Source organism: Vibrio sp. Y51_MX_L26, from assembly GCF_024181935.1.
Classification (GTDB): Bacteria; Pseudomonadota; Gammaproteobacteria; order Enterobacterales; family Vibrionaceae; genus Vibrio; species Vibrio diabolicus.
The window spans coordinates 488,164-508,546 of record NZ_JAMZAS010000003.1; the positions used below are offsets into that span (position 1 = coordinate 488,164).

Genomic DNA, 20,383 nt, shown 5'->3' on the forward strand with positions numbered 1-20,383 from the left:
TTTCGCAATGAAGCGGAAGAGTTGAGAGAAAAGGTCTTCCATGAGTTGGCTTGAAAAGATTTTAGAGAAAAGCAACCTAGTAAGTTCACGCAAAGCTTCTATCCCAGAAGGTGTGTGGACTAAATGTACCTCTTGTGAACAGGTTTTATACCATGCTGAACTAGAGCGTAACCTAGAAGTTTGTCCAAAGTGTAACCATCACATGCGCATGAAAGCGCGTCGTCGTTTGGAAACGTTTTTAGATGAAGGCAATCGAGTTGAATTAGGTACCGAACTTGAGCCACAGGATAAACTGAAATTTAAAGATTCTAAGCGATACAAAGAGCGTATCTCTGCAGCACAAAAAAACAGCGGAGAGAAAGATGCGCTAGTTGTGATGCAAGGTGAACTGCTTGGTCTACCCCTTGTGGCGTGTGCGTTTGAATTCTCCTTTATGGGCGGCTCAATGGGTTCAGTTGTTGGTGCTCGCTTCGTAAAAGCGGTGGATGCAGCAATTGAAAACAATTGTGCACTTGTTTGTTTCTCAGCAAGTGGTGGCGCTCGTATGCAAGAGGCATTGATGTCTCTTATGCAAATGGCAAAAACCAGTGCTGCGCTTGAGCGTCTATCAGAAAAAGGTCTGCCGTTTATTTCGGTTCTAACTGACCCTACAATGGGTGGTGTATCAGCAAGTTTGGCTATGTTGGGTGATATCAACATCGGTGAACCTAAGGCGCTGATTGGCTTTGCTGGTCGTCGTGTTATCGAGCAAACAGTGCGTGAAGATCTTCCTGAAGGTTTCCAGCGTAGTGAGTTCCTGCTTGATCACGGTGCGATTGATATGATCGTTGACCGTCGTGAAATGCGTCAGCGTGTGGGTGGTCTAATCGCTAAGATGACTAACCACAAGTCTCCTTTGGTGGTTTCGGTTAACGAATCTCCAAATGAAGAACCATATTCTGTACCAGAAGCGGACGAAAAAGGGTAAAGTATCAACTAACATAAAAACCAAAGAATTTAATGGTTAAAGTTAGATGACCCAAAAACCAATTCCTCAAGCCACATCTTCATTAGAGATGTGGCTTGATTATTTAGCAAATATTCATTCCTCAGCAATTGATCTAGGCTTAGACCGTGTCCAAGCGGTAGCAAACAAAGCCAATCTTACCAAACCAGCTCCAACCGTAATCACCGTTGCCGGAACCAATGGCAAAGGCTCAACGTGTGCGTTAATGGAAGCCATTTTACTCGATGCTGGCTATTCAGTCGGTGTTTACAGCTCTCCGCACCTGATTCGTTACAACGAGCGTGTACGCATTAATGGCGTCGACGTTGTAGATGCAAAGCACTGTGAAGCATTCGACTATGTAGAAAAGCAGCGTGGTGATATCAGCCTTAGCCTCTTTGAATTCGGTACGCTTGCTGCGCTACGTATTTTCCAAGTAGAGAAAGTTGACGTTGTGTTGCTTGAAGTAGGACTTGGCGGCCGTCTAGACGCCACCAACGTTGTTGACCATGATGTTTCTGTTATTACGAGCTTAGCGATCGATCATGTGGATTGGCTTGGTGATGACATCAATGTCATTGGTTTTGAAAAGGCAGGCATTTACCGTCCAGGGAAGCCAGCAATTTGTGGTCAACCAACGCCACCGGCGACCGTGGCAGCTTATGCTGACGATATTGGCTCTGAGTTCTTCCAAGTTGGTATTCAGTATGATTACCAACTAACTAATAATGGTTGGAAGTGGAGCAGTGGCGCATTTGCGTTAGAGGATTTACCTGTCCCATCGTTACCGCTACAAAACGCGGCAACAGCATTGATGGCGTTGGGAGCATCGGAATTGCAAATCACTGACATAAACATTGTCAATGGCTTGAATAATGCTCGCCTGGCAGGGCGTATGCAGATATTGCATCATGAGCCGGAGATAATCCTTGATGTCGCGCACAACCCGCACTCTGCTGAGTATTTGGTAGAGAAAGTGAAGCACCAATATTTGGGTAAGAATATCCATATTGTAGTCGCGATGCTGCATGACAAAGACATTAAAGCAACCATTGAAGCGCTAACTCCAATTGCAACACAATGGTATCCAGCGTCGCTAACCGGACCGAGAGCGGCGACTGCTGGAGAGTTGTGCCAATACTTACCCGATGGGCAAGTTCATTTTGAAAACCCTGTTGACGCCTTCGAGAGTTCGAGAAGCCACGCAAAGACAGGAGACGTTATTCTGGTGGTTGGTTCATTCCATACTGTCGGAGAGGTATTGGAACATTGGCAATCAAAGAATAAATAAGCAAAGGTATTTTGATGGCAAGTAAATTCCAAAGTCGTTTAGTCGGCACCATCATTCTAGTCGCAGTCGGAGTGATTGTTCTTCCCGATGTGCTAGATGGTAAGAAACTGCACTACAAAGAAGAATTTGCCAGTATTCCTATCAAACCTGAACTTGATAGTGATGTGGAAAACTTCGAAATATTAGAGCCAGTGGAAGACGACATAGCGTTACCGGACTCTCCAGTTGAAGCGGTGGTGCAGGAGCAAGAGGGCGCCCAAGTGGCTGCTTCTGAGCCTGACCCAACGCCGACGCCTAAACCAGAGGTCATCAAACAGCCAGAGCAAGTTGAGGTGGCCACTCGTCCTGTGCAAGAAAAAAATCAATATGAAGATTCTGCTTGGATCATTCAGTTGATGGCGCTTAAGAATCACGAAAATGCGGTCGCGCTTGTCGCTGATTTGCAAAAGCGTGGCTATCAAGCTCATACAAAGAAAGAAAAAGAGTTTACGAGAGTGATTGTTGGTCCTGATGTGTCAAAAAGTAAACTTGAACGGCAAGTCAAGGAATTACAAAAAATTACAGGCTCAAAAGGTCAATTGCTTAAATTTAAGCCATTAAATCCATAAGAAAACGTTTGCGTCAGCATTTTTTCTGTTAAAATGCGCGCCAACTTAAGATGAAGAAAACATGAATTGGATAGATTTTATCATTTTAGGTGTGATCGGATTTTCAGCTCTGATCAGTTTAGTTCGCGGTTTTGCTAAAGAAGCTTTGTCTTTGGTGATTTGGTTTGGAGCGTTTTTTATCTCCAGCAACTACTACGCCAAATTGGCGGTGTACTTCACCAACATCGAAGATGACATGTTTCGTAACGGAGCGGCGATTGCGGCTTTATTTGTCGCGACCTTGGTAGTTGGTGCAGTGGTGAATTACGTCATTGGTCAACTGGTACAAAAAACAGGGCTATCAGGTACGGACCGAATTCTTGGGATTGTATTTGGTGGTCTACGCGGAGTCTTAATTGTTTCTGCGGTGCTGTTTTTTATGGATGCGTTTACTGCATTCCCAAGCTCGGATTGGTGGAAAGATTCACAGTTGATCCCTGAGTTCAGCCGTATCATCGCCCCATTCTTCGAGCATTTACAAGCAACATCAAGTTTTCTGTCTGGCACTATCTAGTAGTGCCAGCTACTGTCGCAAATCGAGGATTAGGACATGTGTGGTATTGTTGGAATCGTGGGCACAACGCCTGTAAACCAGTCTATTTATGACGCGTTAACGGTGTTACAGCATCGTGGCCAAGATGCCGCTGGTATTTGTACCATAGAAAGCAATCGTTTTCGTCTGCGCAAGGCGAACGGTTTAGTCAAGGATGTATTTGAAGCAAGACATATGCAGCGCCTGCAAGGCGAGGTCGGAATTGGTCATGTTCGTTACCCAACAGCAGGCAGTTCAAGCGCTTCAGAAGCTCAACCTTTCTACGTAAACTCTCCTTTCGGTATTACACTTGCCCACAATGGCAACTTGACCAACGCTAACGAAGTTCGTCAAAAGCTGTTTGAAAAAGATCGCCGTCATATCAATACCACTTCAGACTCCGAAGTATTACTAAATGTACTGGCGCACGAAATTGACTCAGTAAAAGGAAATGTCACGACAGAAGACGTATTCCGCGCAGTCACCAATGTGCATCGCACAATTCGTGGTGCTTACGCTGTGACTGCCATGATTATCGGTCATGGTATGATTGCGTTTCGTGACCCACACGGTATTCGCCCTCTATGTTTAGGTAAGCGTGAAGTTAATGGCAGAGCGGAGTACATGGTTGCGTCTGAGTCGGTAGCATTGGATGCCGTCGGTTTTGATTTTGTTCGTGATGTTGCACCTGGTGAGGCGATCTACGCAACGTTTGACGGTGAACTGTACACGAAGCAGTGTGCAGACAATCCTAAGCTGAACCCTTGTATTTTCGAGTTCGTGTATTTTGCTCGTCCAGACTCGTTCATCGATAAAATTTCGGTATACAGTGCTCGCGTTGAAATGGGTAAAAAGTTAGGCGAACGTATTCGTGAAGACTACGCAAATCTTGATATTGATGTCGTTATTCCTATCCCTGAAACTTCATGTGATATCGCACTTCAAATCGCTCAAGCGATCGATATCCCTTACCGCCAAGGCTTCGTGAAAAACCGTTACGTGGGACGTACGTTTATCATGCCTGGTCAGCAACAACGTAAGAAATCTGTACGTCGCAAGTTGAATGCAATTCGTTCGGAGTTCAAAGATAAGAATGTGTTGCTGGTGGATGACTCTATCGTTCGTGGTACTACGTCAGAACAAATCATCGAAATGGCACGTGATTCTGGTGCGAAGAAAGTGTACATGGTATCAGCAGCACCAGAAGTTCGATTCCCGAACGTGTACGGCATTGATATGCCAAGTGCTACCGAGCTTATTGCTCATGGCCGTGACAACGATACAATTTGTAAGCAGATTGGTGCTGATGCATTGATTTATCAACGTCTAGAAGACTTGGTTGAGGCAGTCGGTCTTGGAAACCAAGATATTACTCAGTTCGATACATCCGTGTTTAACGGCGAATACGTAACGGGTGATATCGACCAACAATACCTAGACTTCTTAGATGGTCTTCGTAACGATGATGCGAAAACACAACTTGAAATCCAACAGGATTTAGCAAACCTAGAGCTGCATAACGAAGGCGCATAATAGGCGTTTTCTTGAGGCGTAAAAAAACCAGAGCTTCGGCTCTGGTTTTTTGTATTCGCTATCGAATTAGTGGATGTTATAAGCGATCACAAAGTCGATAAAGAGACGAACTTTCTCTGGCAGGTGATCTTTGTGGTTGTAAAGCATATAAATGTCGCGCGGGTTTGCACTCCAATCTGGCAGTATGCGTACCAAATCGCCGCTTTCGATGTATTCTTTGATCATGACATCTGGCATTAGCGTGATGCCTAAACCTTCGGAACAAGCACTACGTACTACATTTAATGCATTCGCCTGAAAGCGACCACGATCAACGTTTACGACAGACTCGCCTTTGCTATTAATTAAGGTCCACTTGATCAGAGGGTAGCCTTTTAGCAATGAATGGTTAGAGAGCTCTTCTGCGTGGTTTGGTGCCGGATTCGAGGCAAGGTAGTCAGGACTTGCGACAAGAATATCCTTCACTTCGCCAATCTTACGTGCGATTAGGCTAGAATCACGTTGGGGCCCCACTCGAAAAATGACATCCCATTCAGTCGGGTCAAGCTTGTCTGCATTATTTTCTGTCGTTAGTTCGATATTGATGTCCGGATACTGCTTCATAAAGCTGTTGAACATCGGCATCATCATGCGCTTAGTTAAGTTATAAGGCGCCGATATCTTAATCTTGCCTGATGCTCCTCGGCAGTCGTCAGTGATTTCCTCTGCTGCCGTGGTTAGCCTTTGTAGCAAAGGAGAGCACTCATGGTAAAAACGTTCCCCGGCTTCTGTAAGCGAGAGTTTGCGAGCGTGACGGTTCAACAGTCGAAGATTGACAGAGTCTTCTAGCGCTTGAATGCGTCGGGTGATGGTCGCAACCGGGATCATGGTTTTTCGCGAAGTTGCGGTGTAGCTCCCATTTTCGACAACCAGTCGAAACAGGTTTAAGTCATCTAATTTCATATTTCCAGACACATTAAATTACCGATTACGGCTAATTTATAATTAACTTTGTGATCAAAGCTTGCTTTAAGTCAACATGTTGCATCATTTGAACACAGCAACCCTGTTTGAGTAAATACTGTTATACCCCGTAATATTTGTATAAACGCCGTTTTCAAGCTACGTTTTATAACAAGGCGGAACGGCCTCAAGTCTTGCTGCGCAACGTTTCGCCGGATGTAAACACAACAAAAATAATGACTTAGTAATAAATCTGTTTTTTGACTTAGCTTTGTGAGGTGTAAAGGTATGTTTAAGACTCACAGTCAAACGGCAATGGTCTCGGCACAGGAAGTGGTTAATCAAAAACTAATTATGTTGGTAGATGATGATCCAATATTTCGTAAAGTAACCAATGCTTATTTAGAAAGTCAGGGTTTTAAAGTAGTAGAAGCTGAAAACGGCCTAGAGGCGCTTCAACAACTCAGGGAATGCCAACCCGATCTTATCTTGTGTGATTTATCGATGCCGGTATTAGATGGCATTGAATTCGTCGAAGAAGTCAGTCTTGAATATCCATACTTGCCGCTTATCGTGGTATCCGGCACGGATGAAATGTCCGATGTCGCGAAAGCGTTGCGATTTGGTATTAAAGATTTTCTTCCTAAACCGATAGGTAATTATGAGCACCTATCTCAGGCGATAGACAATACGCTCGAAGATACCGATAGCCACTTCTCAGAACAGCGTGACTTTTCAAGTCAGTGGTTCCGAGTCGATGATGGTGGCGAAATCCCAGATGAGCAAGAGCTTCACTGGCATCTAGAGTATTTGCAGCAGAACCCGAGTGCTGCAAGAGATTTACTGCATGCTCTATTGCCAGAGAAAGATGCTTCTCAAGGTGATTGGCGCTGCTCATACCGTTTATTGCAATCGACGGACGTTATGCCACTGGTGTTCGATTATCGTTGGTTAATGAATGGGCAATTTGCGTTCTATCTCGTTGACTCTGCTTCCCAGAGTAATGATGGTGTCGCGACGACATTGCTTGTTAGGGCTTTGTTTGACGATTACCTGCGTAATTTGAAGAGTTTCAGTGCTGATCTGAAGGATATGGTAGGGATCATTGAAAAAGGAATCGAGTGTTCAGAGTGCGCTGGTGCGGTTAATGCTGTATTTGGTGTCGCTGATCTGGCTTCGTCCTCCGTTTCTATCCTGCCTGCGGGTTTAGATAGTCATTGGTCTGACGGAAATACTAATCAACATATCGCGGCAGGTAACTGTTTAGGGGCAGGAAGTATGAAAAACTTCATAACCCGAGATTTACCGCTAGGTGTTGCTGGTCAGTTATCCATCGGTTGTTTAGGTTCTTCAAGTTTTAGCTTAAATATTGCCCGGAAATCACGACTGGTATAATTCTGACTTCATAACACAATAAGCAGCGTCTTGGCGCTGCTTATTGTCTTTTTAGAACCACAAAAAAACAACAAATGCTCGAACAATAACCTTACTTTTTGCTGGTGTTTAGATTTGGCTGTTTAAGGTATAGTCAACGCCTAAAACAATAATGACCCATTTGTGCAACGATAATTTAACGCTGTGCCTTGGGAGAAGCAAAGTCAACTAGTGAGAAGATACATCATGGCAGACAAAGATTTTAAAGAGCCTTATAATATTTTTTACTTTTTAGGTTTCATTGCAGTACTTTTAATTCCAACACTACCTGCAACGCTAACCTGGCTTCGTGTAATGAATGGTTACGCAGGCTTTTAATCTAGCTATTTTGTACCGGAGTTCACCATTCGTATTAAGCGTTACTTTTTCAATACCGTTGGTGGACTCTGTATTGTGCTCGGCATTGCCGGCATAGCCCTTCCGCTTTTACCCACCACTCCTTTCATTCTACTTGCTAGTGCATGTTTTATGCGTGGTAGCCCCGCATTTCATCATTGGCTACATAACCACAAAACGTTTGGGCCGATTCTCGATAATTGGCATAAGCACCGGGCTGTTACTTCAAAAGTAAAGCAGCGTGGCGCCATTTTTATTGCACTTAGTTTCATTGTTTCAATCGTCGTTGTTCCCCTTGTTTGGGTAAAAATTGGTCTTTTAGTGATGCTAATCGTTTTACTCGGCTGGTTTATACGTCTGCCTGTGATTGAGTTGGTTGCTGACAGAGAAGAAAATCACTAAGATTGTAGAGAATAGTGTGCCCGCTCTTCGAGTGGGCGTTTGTATTTTCAGCGCCTGTGACTCTTACGAAAATAAGCACATAGTGGTGAAAACCTATTGTTCGTTGCCCTCGTGATACTGCGATTAGAGAGGGCGATGAGCCAATCTAAGTAAATCGGTATTATGACTACAGAAACAATTTCACTGATCAAATCTAGCATCAAAAGCATCCAAGACTACCCAAAGCCAGGCATTCTATTTCGTGATGTAACGAGCCTTCTTGAAGACGCAAAAGCATACCAAGCGACGATCAACCTTCTTGTTGAACGTTACAAAGATATGGGCTTTACCAAGGTTGTGGGTACGGAAGCTCGTGGCTTTTTATTTGGTGCGCCTTTAGCGCTTGAGCTAGGTGTTGGTTTTGTACCAGTACGTAAACCAGGCAAGCTACCACGTCCTACTGTTGCTCAATCTTATGAGCTTGAATACGGCGTTGATACACTAGAAATCCATACAGATGCCATCGTTGAAGGCGACAAAGTACTGGTTGTCGACGATTTATTGGCAACGGGCGGCACTATTGAAGCGACGACTAAGCTGATTCGCCAACTGGGTGGTGAAGTTGAGCACGCTGCGTTCGTTATCAACCTACCAGAAATCGGTGGTGATAAACGTTTAGAAGCACTAGGTCTAAACGTATACAGCATTTGCGATTTTGAAGGACATTAATACATTCAATGAGTTATTTAGCTTTAGCGCGAAAATGGCGTCCTAATCAGTTTGACCAAGTTGTCGGACAAAAACATGTCCTGACGGCGTTGGAAAACGCACTGGCGCAAAACCGTTTACACCATGCTTATCTGTTCAGCGGGACTCGTGGTGTGGGTAAAACGAGTATCGGTAGGTTGTTTGCCAAAGGCTTGAACTGCGAAACCGGTATTACCGCGACACCTTGTGGTAAGTGCGATACTTGTCGTGAAATTGATGAAGGTCGCTTTGTCGATCTTCTTGAAATCGACGCGGCATCACGTACTAAAGTTGAAGACACTCGCGAACTGTTAGACAACGTTCAATACAAACCTGCTCGTGGACGGTTTAAAGTGTACCTCATCGATGAGGTACACATGCTATCGCGTCACTCTTTCAATGCGTTGTTGAAAACCCTGGAAGAGCCGCCAGAGTATGTGAAGTTCTTACTCGCGACAACCGATCCACAAAAGCTGCCTGTTACTATATTGTCGCGTTGTCTACAGTTCCATCTCAAACCGATCAGCGTTGATGATATTCATCAGCAACTTGACTACATTTTGGGTCAAGAGCAAGTATCGGCAGAACCAAAAGCACTGGGTATGATTTCACATGCTGCAGATGGCAGTATGCGTGATGCTCTCAGCTTGACCGATCAAGCAATTGCTTTAGGTAACGGTGCGGTGCAAACCGATATTGTCAGCCACATGTTGGGGACGATTGATACCGACCAAGCGATTCACTTGCTGGAGTCAATCAGCAGCAAGCAACCTCAACAAGCCATGGATAAAATCCAGCAATTAGCAGCAAATGGTGTTGAGTGGGATGGTTTGTTGCAGCAAGTCGCAACACAGCTTCATCGAATTGCGATGTATCAAGCGCTGCCAGCGTCGCTAGACCGAGCGCAGCCAGATGCAGAAAAAATCGAGTTGTTGAGTAAAGCACTAAGCCCGCAAGACGTTCAGCTTTACTACCAAATTGCATTGAAAGGTCGTGAAGATTTGACTCTCTCGCCAAACGGGAGAGTCGGTCTGGAAATGATTGTGCTGCGTATGATGGCGTTCCGCCCATCAAATAACAGTGGGGCAAATATTGTTTCTAGTAACTGCGAACCAGCTTCAGCCCCAGTTCAAAGTGCCAGTCAACCAAAGACTGCACCAGCTCAGACAGTAGCTGCTCCTCGAACTCAGCAGCCGAGTCCAGCGCAAAGCACACCACAAGTGGCGCCTCAACCTTCATCTAATTCACAACCTGAGTATCACGCGAGTGGATATGAAACGGTTCCGCCACAGTATGATATGGCGCCGCCGATGAGCGAAAACCCAGCGCCGCAGCATGAAACGCCACCTCAACAAGTGCAAGAGAGCGTTTCAACACCGGCGCGCGGTGGTCTAAGCGGTTTACGTCACCAATTACGTTCTCAGCGTCAAGGCCTACAACAGAACACTCCTCAAAATGGTGGCTCAAAAAAGCCTAAAGCGGCATCTGCACAACCAGAATCGGTTATCGACCGAGTAGCGCAATTGCATGGCAATTCCGCGCAGGTGTCGCCAAACTCAGCTCCGAAGTCGACGGAGCCACAAGTTGAGGAAGCGTATCGCTGGCGTCCAAGCAAGCCTGTTGAGACAAAAGTGAATACAAAACTGACACCTACGCAGCTCAAGCAGGCACTTGAGCATGAGAAAACGCCTGAAATGGCACAAAAGCTCATCGATGAATCGTTAGAACATAATGAATGGGCGAAGCTAATCAGCTTAATGGAGATCCCTAAGCTGGTAGAGCAACTTGCGCTAAACTCTCATTATAGTAAGGAAGGAACAACCGTTTCGTTACTATTGAGAAGCAGCCAAGCTCATTTGAATACTGATAGAGCTCAAGCCGAATTGCTTAAAGCACTTAATACCGTGTTAGGTGAAGAGTGCCACATGAGCATCGAAATAGGGGAGAGTGGAGAAACACCACTTGAACTTAGAGATAGGCTCTATCAAGAGAAATTACAGCAAGCTCTGAATAGTTTAGAAAACGATCCAAATGTTCAATTTATTGAACGTCGTTTTGCTGCAGAGCTTGATAAAGATAGTGTGCGCCCTATCTAATAATCGAATGGAATGGGGTTGAAAACCCAAAGGTATAACCCCATTAATTGATGCAACACCTCATTAAACCAGAGAGATAAACATGTTTGGTAAAGGCGGTATGGGCAACCTAATGAAGCAAGCCCAGCAAATGCAAGATCGCATGCAAAAGCTTCAAGAAGAAATCGCGAATATGGAAGTAACTGGCGAGTCTGGTGCTGGCCTAGTTAAAGTTACTATCACTGGTAGTCACAGCGTACGTCGTGTTGACATCGATGAAAGTTTGATGGAAGACGACAAAGAAATGCTTGAAGATTTGATCGCTGCGGCGTTCAACGATGCGGCTCGTCGTGTTGAAGAAACTCAAAAAGAGAAAATGGCTTCTGTAACTGGCGGTATGCAACTACCACCAGGTATGAAAATGCCATTCTAATCTGCTGATATTTAATTAAGCGGACTTTTAATGCGTACCAGTCATATGCTGGAGCAATTGATGGAGGCCTTACGTTGTCTACCTGGGGTTGGCCCCAAGTCGGCGCAGCGTATGGCCTTTCATTTGTTACAGCGCGATAGAAAAGGCGGTTTGCAACTTGCAGATGCGCTTAGCCAGGCAATGACAGAAATCGGTCATTGTACTGAGTGTCGAACCTTCACCGAAGAAGAAGTCTGTCATATTTGTACTAACCCAAAACGCCAAGAAAATGGTCAAATTTGTGTGGTAGAAAGCCCGGCAGACATTGCTGCAGTCGAAGCAACGGGCCAGTATTCTGGTCGATACTTTGTTCTTATGGGACATTTGTCACCACTAGACGGTATTGGTCCAAGTGATATTGGACTGGATGTGCTTGATTACCGCTTACGTCGCGGTGATATAGCCGAAGTGATTTTGGCAACAAACCCGACGGTTGAAGGCGAAGCCACTGCACATTACATCGCAGAGCTATGTAAAGAACACCAAGTTGATGCCAGCCGCATCGCGCATGGTGTGCCTGTCGGTGGAGAACTTGAGCTTGTCGATGGCACGACGTTGTCACACTCGCTGTTAGGTCGACACAGAATTTAATAAAAAGCCGCTGAATTCAGCGGCTTTTTTGATCTTGTGAGTTGGGAACGATTAATCGTTCGATTCTTTACCAAGAAGGTTTTTGTAGATGACTGCACCAAGTACACCACCCAAAATAGGCGCAACCCAGAACAGCCATAATTGAGAAACTGCCCAGTCACCCACATACATTGCGACTGCTGTACTACGAGCCGGGTTTACTGAGGTATTTGTGACAGGAATGCTGATCAGGTGAATAAGAGTCAGACACAAACCAATCGCAATAGGTGCAAAACCTTGAGGTGCACGTTTGTCTGTCGCCCCCATGATTACGATAAGGAACATCATCGTCATTACAACTTCAGAAACTAGCGCAGCAAGCATGGAGTACTGACCCGGCGAGTGTTCACCATAACCATTGGCGGCAAAGCCAGAACCCACAACATCGAATCCAGCTTGTCCTGTCGCGATGACATAAAGAATGCCACCAGCGATCAGCCCGCCGAGCACTTGTGCGATGATGTAAGGCGCAACGTCTTTTGTCTCAAAACGACCGCCAGCCCAAAGACCAACCGTCACTGCCGGGTTCAAGTGACAACCTGAAATATGACCGATTGCAAATGCCATGGTTAAAACGGTTAAACCAAAGGCCAGAGCAACGCCCAGCAGACCAATACCCACGTCTGGGAAACCTGCAGCCAACACTGCGCTACCGCAACCGCCTAATACTAGCCAGAACGTACCAAAAGCCTCTGCTAAATACTTGTTCATGTTATTTCCTAATTTCTACTTAAATGACCCGCTGAACATAGTCGAGAATTGTCAATTAAGTGTGAGGGAGGTCTCGTAAAGACTGCAAATAGGACGGTATGTGGCAAGAGTTCTCAAGGATGAGAGAAAAGCAAGGAGAGGAGAGGTTGAATTTTAAGTTTGCCTTGGCCATCACTACCTGAGTAACAGCCAAGGCAAAGTAGGTTTTAGCTAAATGCGACGAAAGGTGATACGCACAACAAAATACCAGTCGCAATAATCAAGTAAAGCGACGCGCCTTTGTATTTGTGTAAAGAAGGCACTTGATAGACAAGGTAAGCTGGAATCAAACAGCCAATCAAACCAAAGATAGGGCTACATACTGATGTGAAGCTCAGAACTGGTAGATTCAATACAATTGCACCCCACGCCATGAGAATCGCAAAGAGAATGATTCCCTTGGTGACTAAGTCTTTATTGATCTTATCTTCAGGCATGACCTTTTTTAGAGCCAGCATCGCTAGACCTTGGCAAGAATCGCGGAAACCCAAGTACACACCAAAAAACGCAGTCATTACTGAGAAAATATTCAGCATCAAACTCATTAGTTTTAGCGTCGTGCCGTCCATACCTTGCGCAACCATCGCAAGAGCAGAGATGTTCTCTTCTGCTGCTTTAACCGCTTGTTCATGTGACATCGCAAGTGTAAAGGAAATCGCGTAGAAGAAGACGGTCACAAACAAGATACCGAAAGCAATTTTCATTGCGCGCATGGCTTTAAAGCGAGCAACCTCAATCGATTTTTCTTTTGAGCGGTACGAGATCACCATTGGGCTCAAGCTTTGAATGAAGAGAATAGACGTTAGAGTAAACGGCAGTAGCTCAATTGCATCTTTCAAACCAGCGCCTGTTTCTGGAATTGCACCGACATTCGCTACATCCCATTTTTCGATCATCATGACGCCAAGTAATGCAACGGTACAAAGTTTAATCAGTACAAGACCAGTACTGACCTTAAACAAAATCTTTTCACCACGAGATGCAATAGCGACCAGCGCGCACACTAAAGCCAGACCATATAGCGGGTTTTCAGACAATAAACCTTCCGTGATGCCAAAACTATGTAGGAAAGATGCCGAGTCATTGTTGATAGCTGTTGAGTAAACAAAGACCCAAATCACCAACATGATGAAGTAGAGCACACCTAATAACGCCCCCCATTTGTTACCAAGGTAGCCGGAAATGACGCCAGCGTAATCTTGGCACTTTGGTGAACTTGAGAGAGTGTTGATGAAAAGGCGTTGGAATAAGTACATTGCTGGGTAGCCGATCACGGCAGAGGCCAAGAATACCCAAAGGCCCAATACGCCTACTTTTACTGGTAAAAAGACAATACCGGCACCGATTGCCATGCCGATACTCATGATCACCCATCCCCAGTCTGTGCTATCAAACTTGGTCGCGGCTTTCCACTCATCTAGGGCCATGCCTGCTTTTACGTGCGGTGGCTCTTTACCGATAGGTAAGGTTTGTGTAGGTGCTGTCACGCTCATTTTATTGTTTCTCTTGTTAGTATGAATTTTTCTCAAATTTAATTGAGAAAATGTATATCACCAATTTTTTTGTGGAAAACTCAGATAAATTTGAGATTCTGGCGAATGAGTTCAAATAAATTGGAGTTTTTAACGAATTTTGTGATCTGATCTAGTTGTTTGATTCATATTTAATTGAAAAAATAACGCTAATACGGAAGTTAAATTAGAAACTTCTTAATAAAAAATAAAATTTATGTGAGGATTTAAAAATGAAAAAATTGATTTCATCTGAACACGCGCCTGCTGCTATCGGACCTTATTCACATGGCACTAGCTATGGTGATTTGATTTTTACTTCTGGCCAATTACCCGTTGATAAGGCAACAGGAAAAGTCGTTGAAGGCGGCATCAGTGCACAAAGTCATCAATCTCTTACTAACTTGAAGTACGTTTTAGAGGCTGGTGGTGGCAGTATCGATACTGTTTTAAAAACAACGTGTTACCTATCGAATATTAATGACTTTGCCGAGTTTAACAAGGTCTACGCAGAGTTTTTCCAACAAGATTGTCCGGCACGCAGTTGCTTCGCAGTGAAAGATTTGCCTCTTGGCGTGTTAATTGAAGTCGAAGCGATTGCTCATAAAAAGTAATACGGAGAACAGAGCATGAGCCAGCAATGGACACAATATATCCAAATCATTAAGCAAGTTGTGAAACCTGCATTAGGATGTACAGAACCCATTGCTGCTGCGTACGCGGCAGCAGTTGCTAGAAAAGAGTTAGGCACATCCGATATTGATGCGATAGAGGTGCGTGTTTCAGACAACCTATTTAAAAATTCGATGGGTGTTTTCGTACCCGGAACGGGCAAGATAGGCCTCAAAATTGCCGCCTCGGTTGGTGCATTAGCCGGTGACCCAACAGCAGAACTGGAAGTGTTGGCTCGGATTAATGAGCAGGATGTCGCTGCTGCGCAACAATTGATAGATGAAGAGCGAGTAACTGTAGCGCGCGTGGATACGCAAGAATTCATTTATTGCAGCGTAACGCTCACCTCTGGTGACGATGTTGTTTCGGTCACGATCAGTGGCGGTCACACCAACATTCTTCAGATCATGCGTAATGGCGACGTGATTTTTGATGCCCCATCACAGCAACGCGTTGCGACCGCTTCCGTTTGTGAAGGTGTGGATATTTCGATCAAACAAATCTATGAGTTTGCCACTCAAGCGCCTTTTGAAGAGATCAAGTTCATTCTCCAAGCTGCAGAGCTTAATACCTTGTTGGCTCAAGAGGGTATCGACCGAGGTTACGGCCTAGAAATTGGACGCACGCTAAAAGGCAACATCGAGCAAGGCTTATTAGGCAATGACTTAATGAGTCGCATACAGGTGATGACATCCGCGGCGTCTGATGCTCGCATGGGAGGGGCGACGTTGCCAGCCATGAGCAATTTCGGCAGTGGGAACCAAGGTATTGCCGCTACAATGCCAGTTGTAGTTGCGGCAGAAGTATTCCAAAACGACGAAGAACAGTTGGCTCGCGCGTTGATCATGAGCCATTTAGGGGCTATTTACATCAAATCTTATTACCCACCGTTATCTGCATTTTGTGGCAACACTGTAACCAGTGCGGCGGCATCTATGGCGCTGGTATATTTAGCTGGTGGTACATTCGAGCAATCATGCTACGCCATTCAAAACGTCATCAGCGATAGTTCAGGCATGGTGTGCGATGGTGTGAAGTCCTCTTGTGCGATGAAAGTGTGTACTTCGTCGACAACGGCGGTGCGCTCATATTTGATGGCGATGGGTAACCACAGTGTTAAGAATCAAGGTATAGTAGGCGAAGAAGTTGAGCAAACGATAAGAAATGTTGGCTCAATGGTTCGTTTCGGTATGCCGTATACTGACAAATCTATTATCGATATTATGTCGGCCTAACCTCCAGTTTTTGCTAAGGGAAGTAACATTGCTACTAAAGAAACTCACCAAGAGTGATCTCGATATTTTGAACTCTATGAAAAACGTCGTGGATGGCATTGCACGTATGTATGGTGAACACACTGAAGTGGTTCTCCACAGCTTAGATGCCGAAGCGCCGGAAATCATCAAAATCGCAAATGGGCACGTGACGGAACGCAGTGAAGGTGCCCCAATTACCAACTTAGCGAGAATGAAGTTAAGAGAGGGCAAGGACGTTTCTGATTCGTACCTGACGAAAACGTCGAACGGAAAGACCTTGCACTCCATTACGACAATTGTCAGAAATCCAAAAAACAAACCGATTGGTTTGCTGTGTATCAACGTGGATATGGATGCACCGATGCAGGCGTTTTTAAAGGCAATGCTGCCTAAGCAACACACCGAGTGTTGTGTTGGTGGTGCTCGCTCACCAGAAACGTTTGCGCGTAATATCGATGAAACCATCATCAGCACGATAGAAACCGTGCAAACAGAAGTGTGGGAAAATGAAGCCATTGCGCCTTCTAAACGTAACCGTGAACTGGTGACGCGACTGCACGGCTTAGGCATTTTTAAATACAAAGATGCTGTTTTAATGGTTGCAAACCATCTTGGCATCTCGCGCGATACCATCTACTTGTACTTACGAGAGCTTGGTAACGACTAATCGGGGGCTCTGAATAGATTAAGTAAGTTGCTCTAGCTCAGTGATGTTGTCGAGCGCTTCTTGGTTGGTTTTGCCACACACAACCGGACACGGTTTAAAATCGTGACAAACGTTAGGGCGCTCAGGCTTACCAAACAGCTTACACAAATTATCATCGTTGAGTTGCACGCAACGAACACCTGCTGGTTTGCCCTTGGGCATTCCAGGTATCGGTGAAGAGATACTTGGCGCAATACAGCAAGCTCCGCATCCTAATCGACAATCCATAATGTAAACCTCTTAAAAATTGAGGAGGCAATTATGGTCATTTTGACGTGGATTGGAAGAGCAGGAAAAAGAAAAAATAAAAGGGAGTGTTCAATGCCACGCTCCCTTTTAACTTTTTTGTTTTTAAATCATCGTGATTATCTTAAGAAACGGTTATATACAAACAGCAGAATAAATGCGCCCAGCGTTGCGGTAATGATGCTACCGATATTTACGCCAGTTGCCCCGCCGAAACCCAGAATACCGCCAAGAAAGCCGCCGACAAACGCCCCAGCAATACCGAGTAGCATTGTCGCAATCCAGCCACCCCCATCTTTTCCTGGCATGAGCCATTTTGCGAGTGCACCGGCGATTAAGCCCAAAATAATCCAAGAAATAATACCCATGAAAACTCCTTAATGCCTTCTTGATCAATTGAGTAATGGAAACTTGTTTAAGGATAGAACAGTAAAGCGAAAGTAGTTGAATATCTCTACTGTTATGTGTGAATGATTCGAGATCTTCTCAAAACTTGAACTTTTGCGTCGAGAGGGGTATAAATCGCCCCCTAAATTCCCTTGGTGAGACCTGAAGTATGAGCACTCCATTTTGGCAAAGTAAATCGTTAGAGCAGATGACAGAAGAGGAATGGGAATCTCTCTGTGATGGTTGTGGTAAATGTTGCCTGCATAAGCTAATGGACGAAGATACCGACGAAATCTATTACACCAATGTGGCCTGTAGCTGGTTAAATAGCAAAACGTGTTCTTGTAAGGATTACCCAAATCGTTTTACTTCGGGTGAAGAGTGCACCAAGCTGACGCGCGAAGACATCGACGATTTTACTTGGCTGCCGCATACGTGCGCTTACCGCCTGTTGGCTGAAAAGCAGCCTTTACCAGAATGGCATCCGTTGATTACTGGCTCGAAATCTGCGATGCACGCGGCGGGCGAAAGTGTCCGCAATAAAGTGGTATACGAGATTGATGTGGTGGATTGGGAAGACCATATTCTGAATCACCCCAATCGCCCGTAGTTAAATTTACACAAGCCTTTCATCTAATAATGAAAGGCTTGTTTGTTATTGGGTTTCTCAACTTTGACGCCCAACTAACGAAATGCTGCTCAGTTTATTATTTAGTGTTGTAAACTTAGGTATATAATTTCAAGGCTTTACACTTCTATTCTTGGTCGTTTTGATCAGAACTGTTCCCTAAGAGGTAAACATGACGTTTCATTTCCCCCAGAAAATACGCCTGACATCTTGGGTGGCATTATTCGCGCTCATCCTCGGTATGATGGCCCCGATGGTCATCAATGCGAAAGATATTCAGGATACGCCAGAGCCCTCTGCTGCCGAAACTTCTATTGATAACTTGAATCGAGAAATTGTGGATTTATCCCAAGGTCTCTCGCAAGCGAGTGGTGATGAGCGCGACGCGCTTCAACTACAGCTGTTCCAAAAAAATGAAGAGTTAAGAAGTCAGTTAGCATCAGCGATTGAACGTGAAACTATCCCTCGTGACAAATTGATCTCCTTGGTTAAAAAGCAGGAAAAATACTCTGAGGACGCCACGAACTATCTGTCGGAAAAAATAAAGAAAGTCGTTGAAGATTTAAATAAAGCCAAGGATGAAGAGAAACTTGCTCTTGTAAATGATTACCGAGAGTTACAGCATTACCTCGATGTCAGCTTCGATTCAAGTTGGCAAAACCTTGCTTGGCTGAAAGAGTTAGGGGCTCAAAATGAGCGCGCAGAAGCGGAACTAAAGGATAAAGTTGATAAACGCATGCGTTTGCTGTCTGCCTCAATTGAGTACTTGAGTCAGCAAAGTGAAATCATCGGCTCTCAACTTTCGTCAAGCCCTGAATCGGAAAAAGCGTCACTGCAGCTAAGTCAGCTTATTACTAAGCAAAGACTGAATATTGCGACGGAAAGCCTACGCAATTTAATTTCGATTGGCGATAAAGTCGGTTTAGAAACGTCCGAATACAAACGCCAAATTTTCGAAGTGACAGGGAATATCACCCACGATTTACTGAATACTAAAGTAGTGTGGTCAATACTGAGTCATTGGTCCAACTCGGCACTAGACTGGTTTGCCGAAAATGCGCCGCAGCACATTTTCCAGTTGTTTGTATTTGCGTTGATTTTATTGATCGCTCGTGGGCTTGCGAAGTTAACGCGCAAAGTGGTCAGCAAGGCGGTTTCATCGAAAAACTTAAAGCTCTCACACTTGATGCAGGACTTCTTTATCTCAATGTCCGGCAAGTTCGTGTGGGTGATTGGTATCATGGTGGGCCTATCTCAGCTTGGATTGAACCTAGCCCCGATCCTAACCGGTTTTGGTATTGCTGGTGTGATTATCGGCTTCGCCTTGCAAGACACCTTGTCTAACTTCGCGGCGGGTATGATGTTGCTTATTTACCGCCCATTTGATGTTGGTGACTTTGTGTATGCTGGTGGTGTGGATGGTAAGGTAAGCCATATGAGTTTGGTGAACACCACAATCCGTACGTTTGATAACCAAATTATTATTGTACCTAACAGTAAAATTTGGGGAGATGTGATTAAGAACGTCACACACGAGCGCATTCGCCGTGTGGATATGGTGTTTGGCATTGGTTATGCGGATGACTTGCTGAAAGCCGAGTCAGTGCTGTCTGATATCATTACTTCTCACCCTGCAGTACTTCGTACACCAGAGCCGATGATCAAAGTGCATACGTTAAACACATCATCTGTAGACTTTATTGTTCGTCCTTGGGTAAAAACTGATGATTATTGGGACGTGTATTGGGATGTGACAAAAGAAGTGAAACTGCGCTTTGACCGAGAAGGCATTTCGATTCCTTTCCCACAACAAGATGTGCATTTGCACATGGTAGAGAAGCAAGACGCGTAATCACAGCCACAACAGTACGAAAAGGCACTCTAGTAAAGAGTGCCTTTTTATTTGCATTAAGCTGTGTTTTTACAGTTCGTTAAAGAACGCCAATTTCGGTTCGCATTCTAACAAGTTGTCGATTTGGCTAATCAAAAGAGAAAAGTGTTCTGTTTTACCATGAAGATCGAACGCTTGTTGGTCTTTAAATTGCTCTTGAAAAACGAAGTGGCACGCATTGTCTTTATCTTGGAATAACTGATAACGAACACAACCTTCCTCATTGCGAGTGGGTTCAAGTGCTCGGGTGAGCACTGCTTTCAGTTCCTGTTCTTTTCCCGGTTGTGCGTGAAAGGTAGCAGTCACGTGAATCATGATGTTTACTCTTTTT

23 protein-coding genes are annotated in these 20,383 nt (G+C 44.8%); 17 read left to right on the forward strand and 6 right to left on the reverse strand.

Annotated elements, in window-relative coordinates; all coding sequences use genetic code 11:
• Positions 1–40 precede the first annotated feature (40 nt).
• The 5 genes from accD (at position 41) to purF (ending at position 4,988) form a co-directional block, all read left to right on the forward strand.
• Positions 41–967, forward strand: coding sequence for an acetyl-CoA carboxylase, carboxyltransferase subunit beta (gene accD / locus NL645_RS10890; RefSeq protein ID WP_005397203.1), 927 nt, complete (start codon positions 41–43; stop codon positions 965–967).
• Positions 968–1,013: 46 nt separating this feature from the next.
• Positions 1,014–2,276 carry a bifunctional tetrahydrofolate synthase/dihydrofolate synthase gene (gene folC / locus NL645_RS10895; RefSeq protein WP_253651696.1) on the forward strand — a complete coding sequence of 421 codons (1,263 nt, stop codon included), beginning with the start codon at positions 1,014–1,016 and terminating at the stop codon, positions 2,274–2,276.
• Positions 2,277–2,290: 14 nt separating this feature from the next.
• Positions 2,291–2,884: an SPOR domain-containing protein gene (locus NL645_RS10900; RefSeq protein ID WP_253651697.1), complete on the forward strand. Its 594-nt coding sequence runs from the start codon at positions 2,291–2,293 to the stop codon at positions 2,882–2,884.
• Positions 2,885–2,945: 61 nt separating this feature from the next.
• Positions 2,946–3,437: a CvpA family protein gene (locus tag NL645_RS10905; RefSeq protein WP_005380590.1), complete on the forward strand. Its 492-nt coding sequence runs from the start codon at positions 2,946–2,948 to the stop codon at positions 3,435–3,437.
• A 36-nt stretch (positions 3,438–3,473) separates the two neighbouring features.
• The gene (purF, locus tag NL645_RS10910; RefSeq protein ID WP_005397209.1) at positions 3,474–4,988 is read left to right on the forward strand and encodes an amidophosphoribosyltransferase; all 1,515 of its coding nucleotides are present in this window, start codon (positions 3,474–3,476) and stop codon (positions 4,986–4,988) included.
• A 66-nt stretch (positions 4,989–5,054) separates the two neighbouring features.
• Here the strand turns inward: purF and NL645_RS10915 are convergent, their stop codons facing one another.
• Complete coding sequence (locus tag NL645_RS10915) at positions 5,055–5,930, reverse strand: LysR family transcriptional regulator (protein WP_005397211.1); 876 nt, start codon at positions 5,928–5,930, stop codon at positions 5,055–5,057.
• 288 nt (positions 5,931–6,218) lie between these two features.
• On the opposite strand from NL645_RS10915, the gene NL645_RS10920 reads away from it, so the two are divergent.
• The 7 genes from NL645_RS10920 to recR all read left to right on the forward strand — a co-directional run bounded on the left by NL645_RS10920 (position 6,219) and on the right by recR (position 11,966).
• Positions 6,219–7,325 carry a response regulator gene (locus tag NL645_RS10920; RefSeq protein WP_005397213.1) on the forward strand — a complete coding sequence of 369 codons (1,107 nt, stop codon included), beginning with the start codon at positions 6,219–6,221 and terminating at the stop codon, positions 7,323–7,325.
• 225 nt (positions 7,326–7,550) lie between these two features.
• Positions 7,551–7,682 carry a hypothetical protein gene (locus tag NL645_RS23100; protein ID WP_005380608.1) on the forward strand — a complete coding sequence of 44 codons (132 nt, stop codon included), beginning with the start codon at positions 7,551–7,553 and terminating at the stop codon, positions 7,680–7,682.
• Between the two features lie 33 nt (positions 7,683–7,715).
• Positions 7,716–8,102: a YbaN family protein gene (locus NL645_RS10925; RefSeq protein WP_301606465.1), complete on the forward strand. Its 387-nt coding sequence runs from the start codon at positions 7,716–7,718 to the stop codon at positions 8,100–8,102.
• Positions 8,103–8,264: 162 nt separating this feature from the next.
• The gene (gene apt, locus NL645_RS10930; RefSeq protein WP_005380615.1) at positions 8,265–8,810 is read left to right on the forward strand and encodes an adenine phosphoribosyltransferase; all 546 of its coding nucleotides are present in this window, start codon (positions 8,265–8,267) and stop codon (positions 8,808–8,810) included.
• A gap of 8 nt (positions 8,811–8,818) precedes the next feature.
• On the forward strand, positions 8,819–10,924 hold the full coding sequence (dnaX, locus tag NL645_RS10935; RefSeq protein ID WP_005397216.1) for a DNA polymerase III subunit gamma/tau: 2,106 nt from the start codon (positions 8,819–8,821) through the stop codon (positions 10,922–10,924).
• An 82-nt stretch (positions 10,925–11,006) separates the two neighbouring features.
• Positions 11,007–11,336: a YbaB/EbfC family nucleoid-associated protein gene (locus NL645_RS10940; RefSeq protein WP_005380618.1), complete on the forward strand. Its 330-nt coding sequence runs from the start codon at positions 11,007–11,009 to the stop codon at positions 11,334–11,336.
• Between the two features lie 30 nt (positions 11,337–11,366).
• Positions 11,367–11,966, forward strand: coding sequence for a recombination mediator RecR (recR, locus tag NL645_RS10945; protein WP_031780610.1), 600 nt, complete (start codon positions 11,367–11,369; stop codon positions 11,964–11,966).
• Positions 11,967–12,017: 51 nt separating this feature from the next.
• On the opposite strand, the gene aqpZ is transcribed toward recR, so the two are convergent.
• Both aqpZ and NL645_RS10955 read right to left on the reverse strand, forming a co-directional pair.
• Positions 12,018–12,716 carry an aquaporin Z gene (gene aqpZ, locus NL645_RS10950; protein WP_053808790.1) on the reverse strand — a complete coding sequence of 233 codons (699 nt, stop codon included), beginning with the start codon at positions 12,714–12,716 and terminating at the stop codon, positions 12,018–12,020.
• A gap of 206 nt (positions 12,717–12,922) precedes the next feature.
• Entirely contained in the window at positions 12,923–14,182 is a 1,260-nt protein-coding gene (locus NL645_RS10955) for an amino acid permease (protein ID WP_172605980.1), read from the reverse strand.
• Between the two features lie 317 nt (positions 14,183–14,499).
• Between NL645_RS10955 and NL645_RS10960 the strand changes: the two genes are divergently transcribed.
• From NL645_RS10960 to NL645_RS10970, 3 genes are read left to right on the forward strand one after another with little or no spacing between them, the layout of a single operon-like run.
• Positions 14,500–14,880 carry a RidA family protein gene (locus NL645_RS10960; RefSeq protein WP_054868011.1) on the forward strand — a complete coding sequence of 127 codons (381 nt, stop codon included), beginning with the start codon at positions 14,500–14,502 and terminating at the stop codon, positions 14,878–14,880.
• Between the two features lie 15 nt (positions 14,881–14,895).
• Entirely contained in the window at positions 14,896–16,173 is a 1,278-nt protein-coding gene (locus NL645_RS10965) for a serine dehydratase subunit alpha family protein (protein ID WP_253651698.1), read from the forward strand.
• 28 nt (positions 16,174–16,201) lie between these two features.
• Entirely contained in the window at positions 16,202–16,861 is a 660-nt protein-coding gene (locus tag NL645_RS10970; protein ID WP_171058476.1) for a transcriptional regulator, read from the forward strand.
• Positions 16,862–16,879: 18 nt separating this feature from the next.
• On the opposite strand, the gene NL645_RS10975 is transcribed toward NL645_RS10970, so the two are convergent.
• Positions 16,880–17,128, reverse strand: coding sequence for a YkgJ family cysteine cluster protein (locus NL645_RS10975; protein WP_025574470.1), 249 nt, complete (start codon positions 17,126–17,128; stop codon positions 16,880–16,882).
• Positions 17,129–17,265: 137 nt separating this feature from the next.
• Positions 17,266–17,514: a GlsB/YeaQ/YmgE family stress response membrane protein gene (locus NL645_RS10980; protein WP_005397239.1), complete on the reverse strand. Its 249-nt coding sequence runs from the start codon at positions 17,512–17,514 to the stop codon at positions 17,266–17,268.
• A gap of 188 nt (positions 17,515–17,702) precedes the next feature.
• Between NL645_RS10980 and NL645_RS10985 the strand changes: the two genes are divergently transcribed.
• A complete protein-coding gene (locus NL645_RS10985; protein ID WP_005384948.1) occupies positions 17,703–18,143 on the forward strand; it encodes a YcgN family cysteine cluster protein in 441 nt (146 codons plus the stop codon).
• Positions 18,144–18,333: 190 nt separating this feature from the next.
• Positions 18,334–20,013: a mechanosensitive ion channel family protein gene (locus NL645_RS10990; protein WP_053808793.1), complete on the forward strand. Its 1,680-nt coding sequence runs from the start codon at positions 18,334–18,336 to the stop codon at positions 20,011–20,013.
• Positions 20,014–20,082: 69 nt separating this feature from the next.
• Here the strand turns inward: NL645_RS10990 and NL645_RS10995 are convergent, their stop codons facing one another.
• Complete coding sequence (locus NL645_RS10995) at positions 20,083–20,367, reverse strand: putative quinol monooxygenase (RefSeq protein ID WP_170902891.1); 285 nt, start codon at positions 20,365–20,367, stop codon at positions 20,083–20,085.
• Positions 20,368–20,383 lie beyond the last annotated feature (16 nt).

Coding starts and splice junctions, on each gene's coding strand:
- accD (WP_005397203.1), top strand. CDS start 41: ATGAGTTGGCTTGAAAAGATTTTAGAGAAAAGCAACCTAGTAAGTTCA.
- folC (WP_253651696.1), top strand. CDS start 1,014: ATGACCCAAAAACCAATTCCTCAAGCCACATCTTCATTAGAGATGTGG.
- NL645_RS10900 (WP_253651697.1), top strand. CDS start 2,291: ATGGCAAGTAAATTCCAAAGTCGTTTAGTCGGCACCATCATTCTAGTC.
- NL645_RS10905 (WP_005380590.1), top strand. CDS start 2,946: ATGAATTGGATAGATTTTATCATTTTAGGTGTGATCGGATTTTCAGCT.
- purF (WP_005397209.1), top strand. CDS start 3,474: ATGTGTGGTATTGTTGGAATCGTGGGCACAACGCCTGTAAACCAGTCT.
- NL645_RS10915 (WP_005397211.1), bottom strand. CDS start 5,930: ATGAAATTAGATGACTTAAACCTGTTTCGACTGGTTGTCGAAAATGGG.
- NL645_RS10920 (WP_005397213.1), top strand. CDS start 6,219: ATGTTTAAGACTCACAGTCAAACGGCAATGGTCTCGGCACAGGAAGTG.
- NL645_RS23100 (WP_005380608.1), top strand. CDS start 7,551: ATGGCAGACAAAGATTTTAAAGAGCCTTATAATATTTTTTACTTTTTA.
- apt (WP_005380615.1), top strand. CDS start 8,265: ATGACTACAGAAACAATTTCACTGATCAAATCTAGCATCAAAAGCATC.
- dnaX (WP_005397216.1), top strand. CDS start 8,819: ATGAGTTATTTAGCTTTAGCGCGAAAATGGCGTCCTAATCAGTTTGAC.
- NL645_RS10940 (WP_005380618.1), top strand. CDS start 11,007: ATGTTTGGTAAAGGCGGTATGGGCAACCTAATGAAGCAAGCCCAGCAA.
- recR (WP_031780610.1), top strand. CDS start 11,367: ATGCGTACCAGTCATATGCTGGAGCAATTGATGGAGGCCTTACGTTGT.
- aqpZ (WP_053808790.1), bottom strand. CDS start 12,716: ATGAACAAGTATTTAGCAGAGGCTTTTGGTACGTTCTGGCTAGTATTA.
- NL645_RS10955 (WP_172605980.1), bottom strand. CDS start 14,182: ATGGCCCTAGATGAGTGGAAAGCCGCGACCAAGTTTGATAGCACAGAC.
- NL645_RS10960 (WP_054868011.1), top strand. CDS start 14,500: ATGAAAAAATTGATTTCATCTGAACACGCGCCTGCTGCTATCGGACCT.
- NL645_RS10965 (WP_253651698.1), top strand. CDS start 14,896: ATGAGCCAGCAATGGACACAATATATCCAAATCATTAAGCAAGTTGTG.
- NL645_RS10975 (WP_025574470.1), bottom strand. CDS start 17,128: ATGGATTGTCGATTAGGATGCGGAGCTTGCTGTATTGCGCCAAGTATC.
- NL645_RS10980 (WP_005397239.1), bottom strand. CDS start 17,514: ATGGGTATTATTTCTTGGATTATTTTGGGCTTAATCGCCGGTGCACTC.
- NL645_RS10985 (WP_005384948.1), top strand. CDS start 17,703: ATGAGCACTCCATTTTGGCAAAGTAAATCGTTAGAGCAGATGACAGAA.
- NL645_RS10990 (WP_053808793.1), top strand. CDS start 18,334: ATGACGTTTCATTTCCCCCAGAAAATACGCCTGACATCTTGGGTGGCA.
- NL645_RS10995 (WP_170902891.1), bottom strand. CDS start 20,367: ATGATTCACGTGACTGCTACCTTTCACGCACAACCGGGAAAAGAACAG.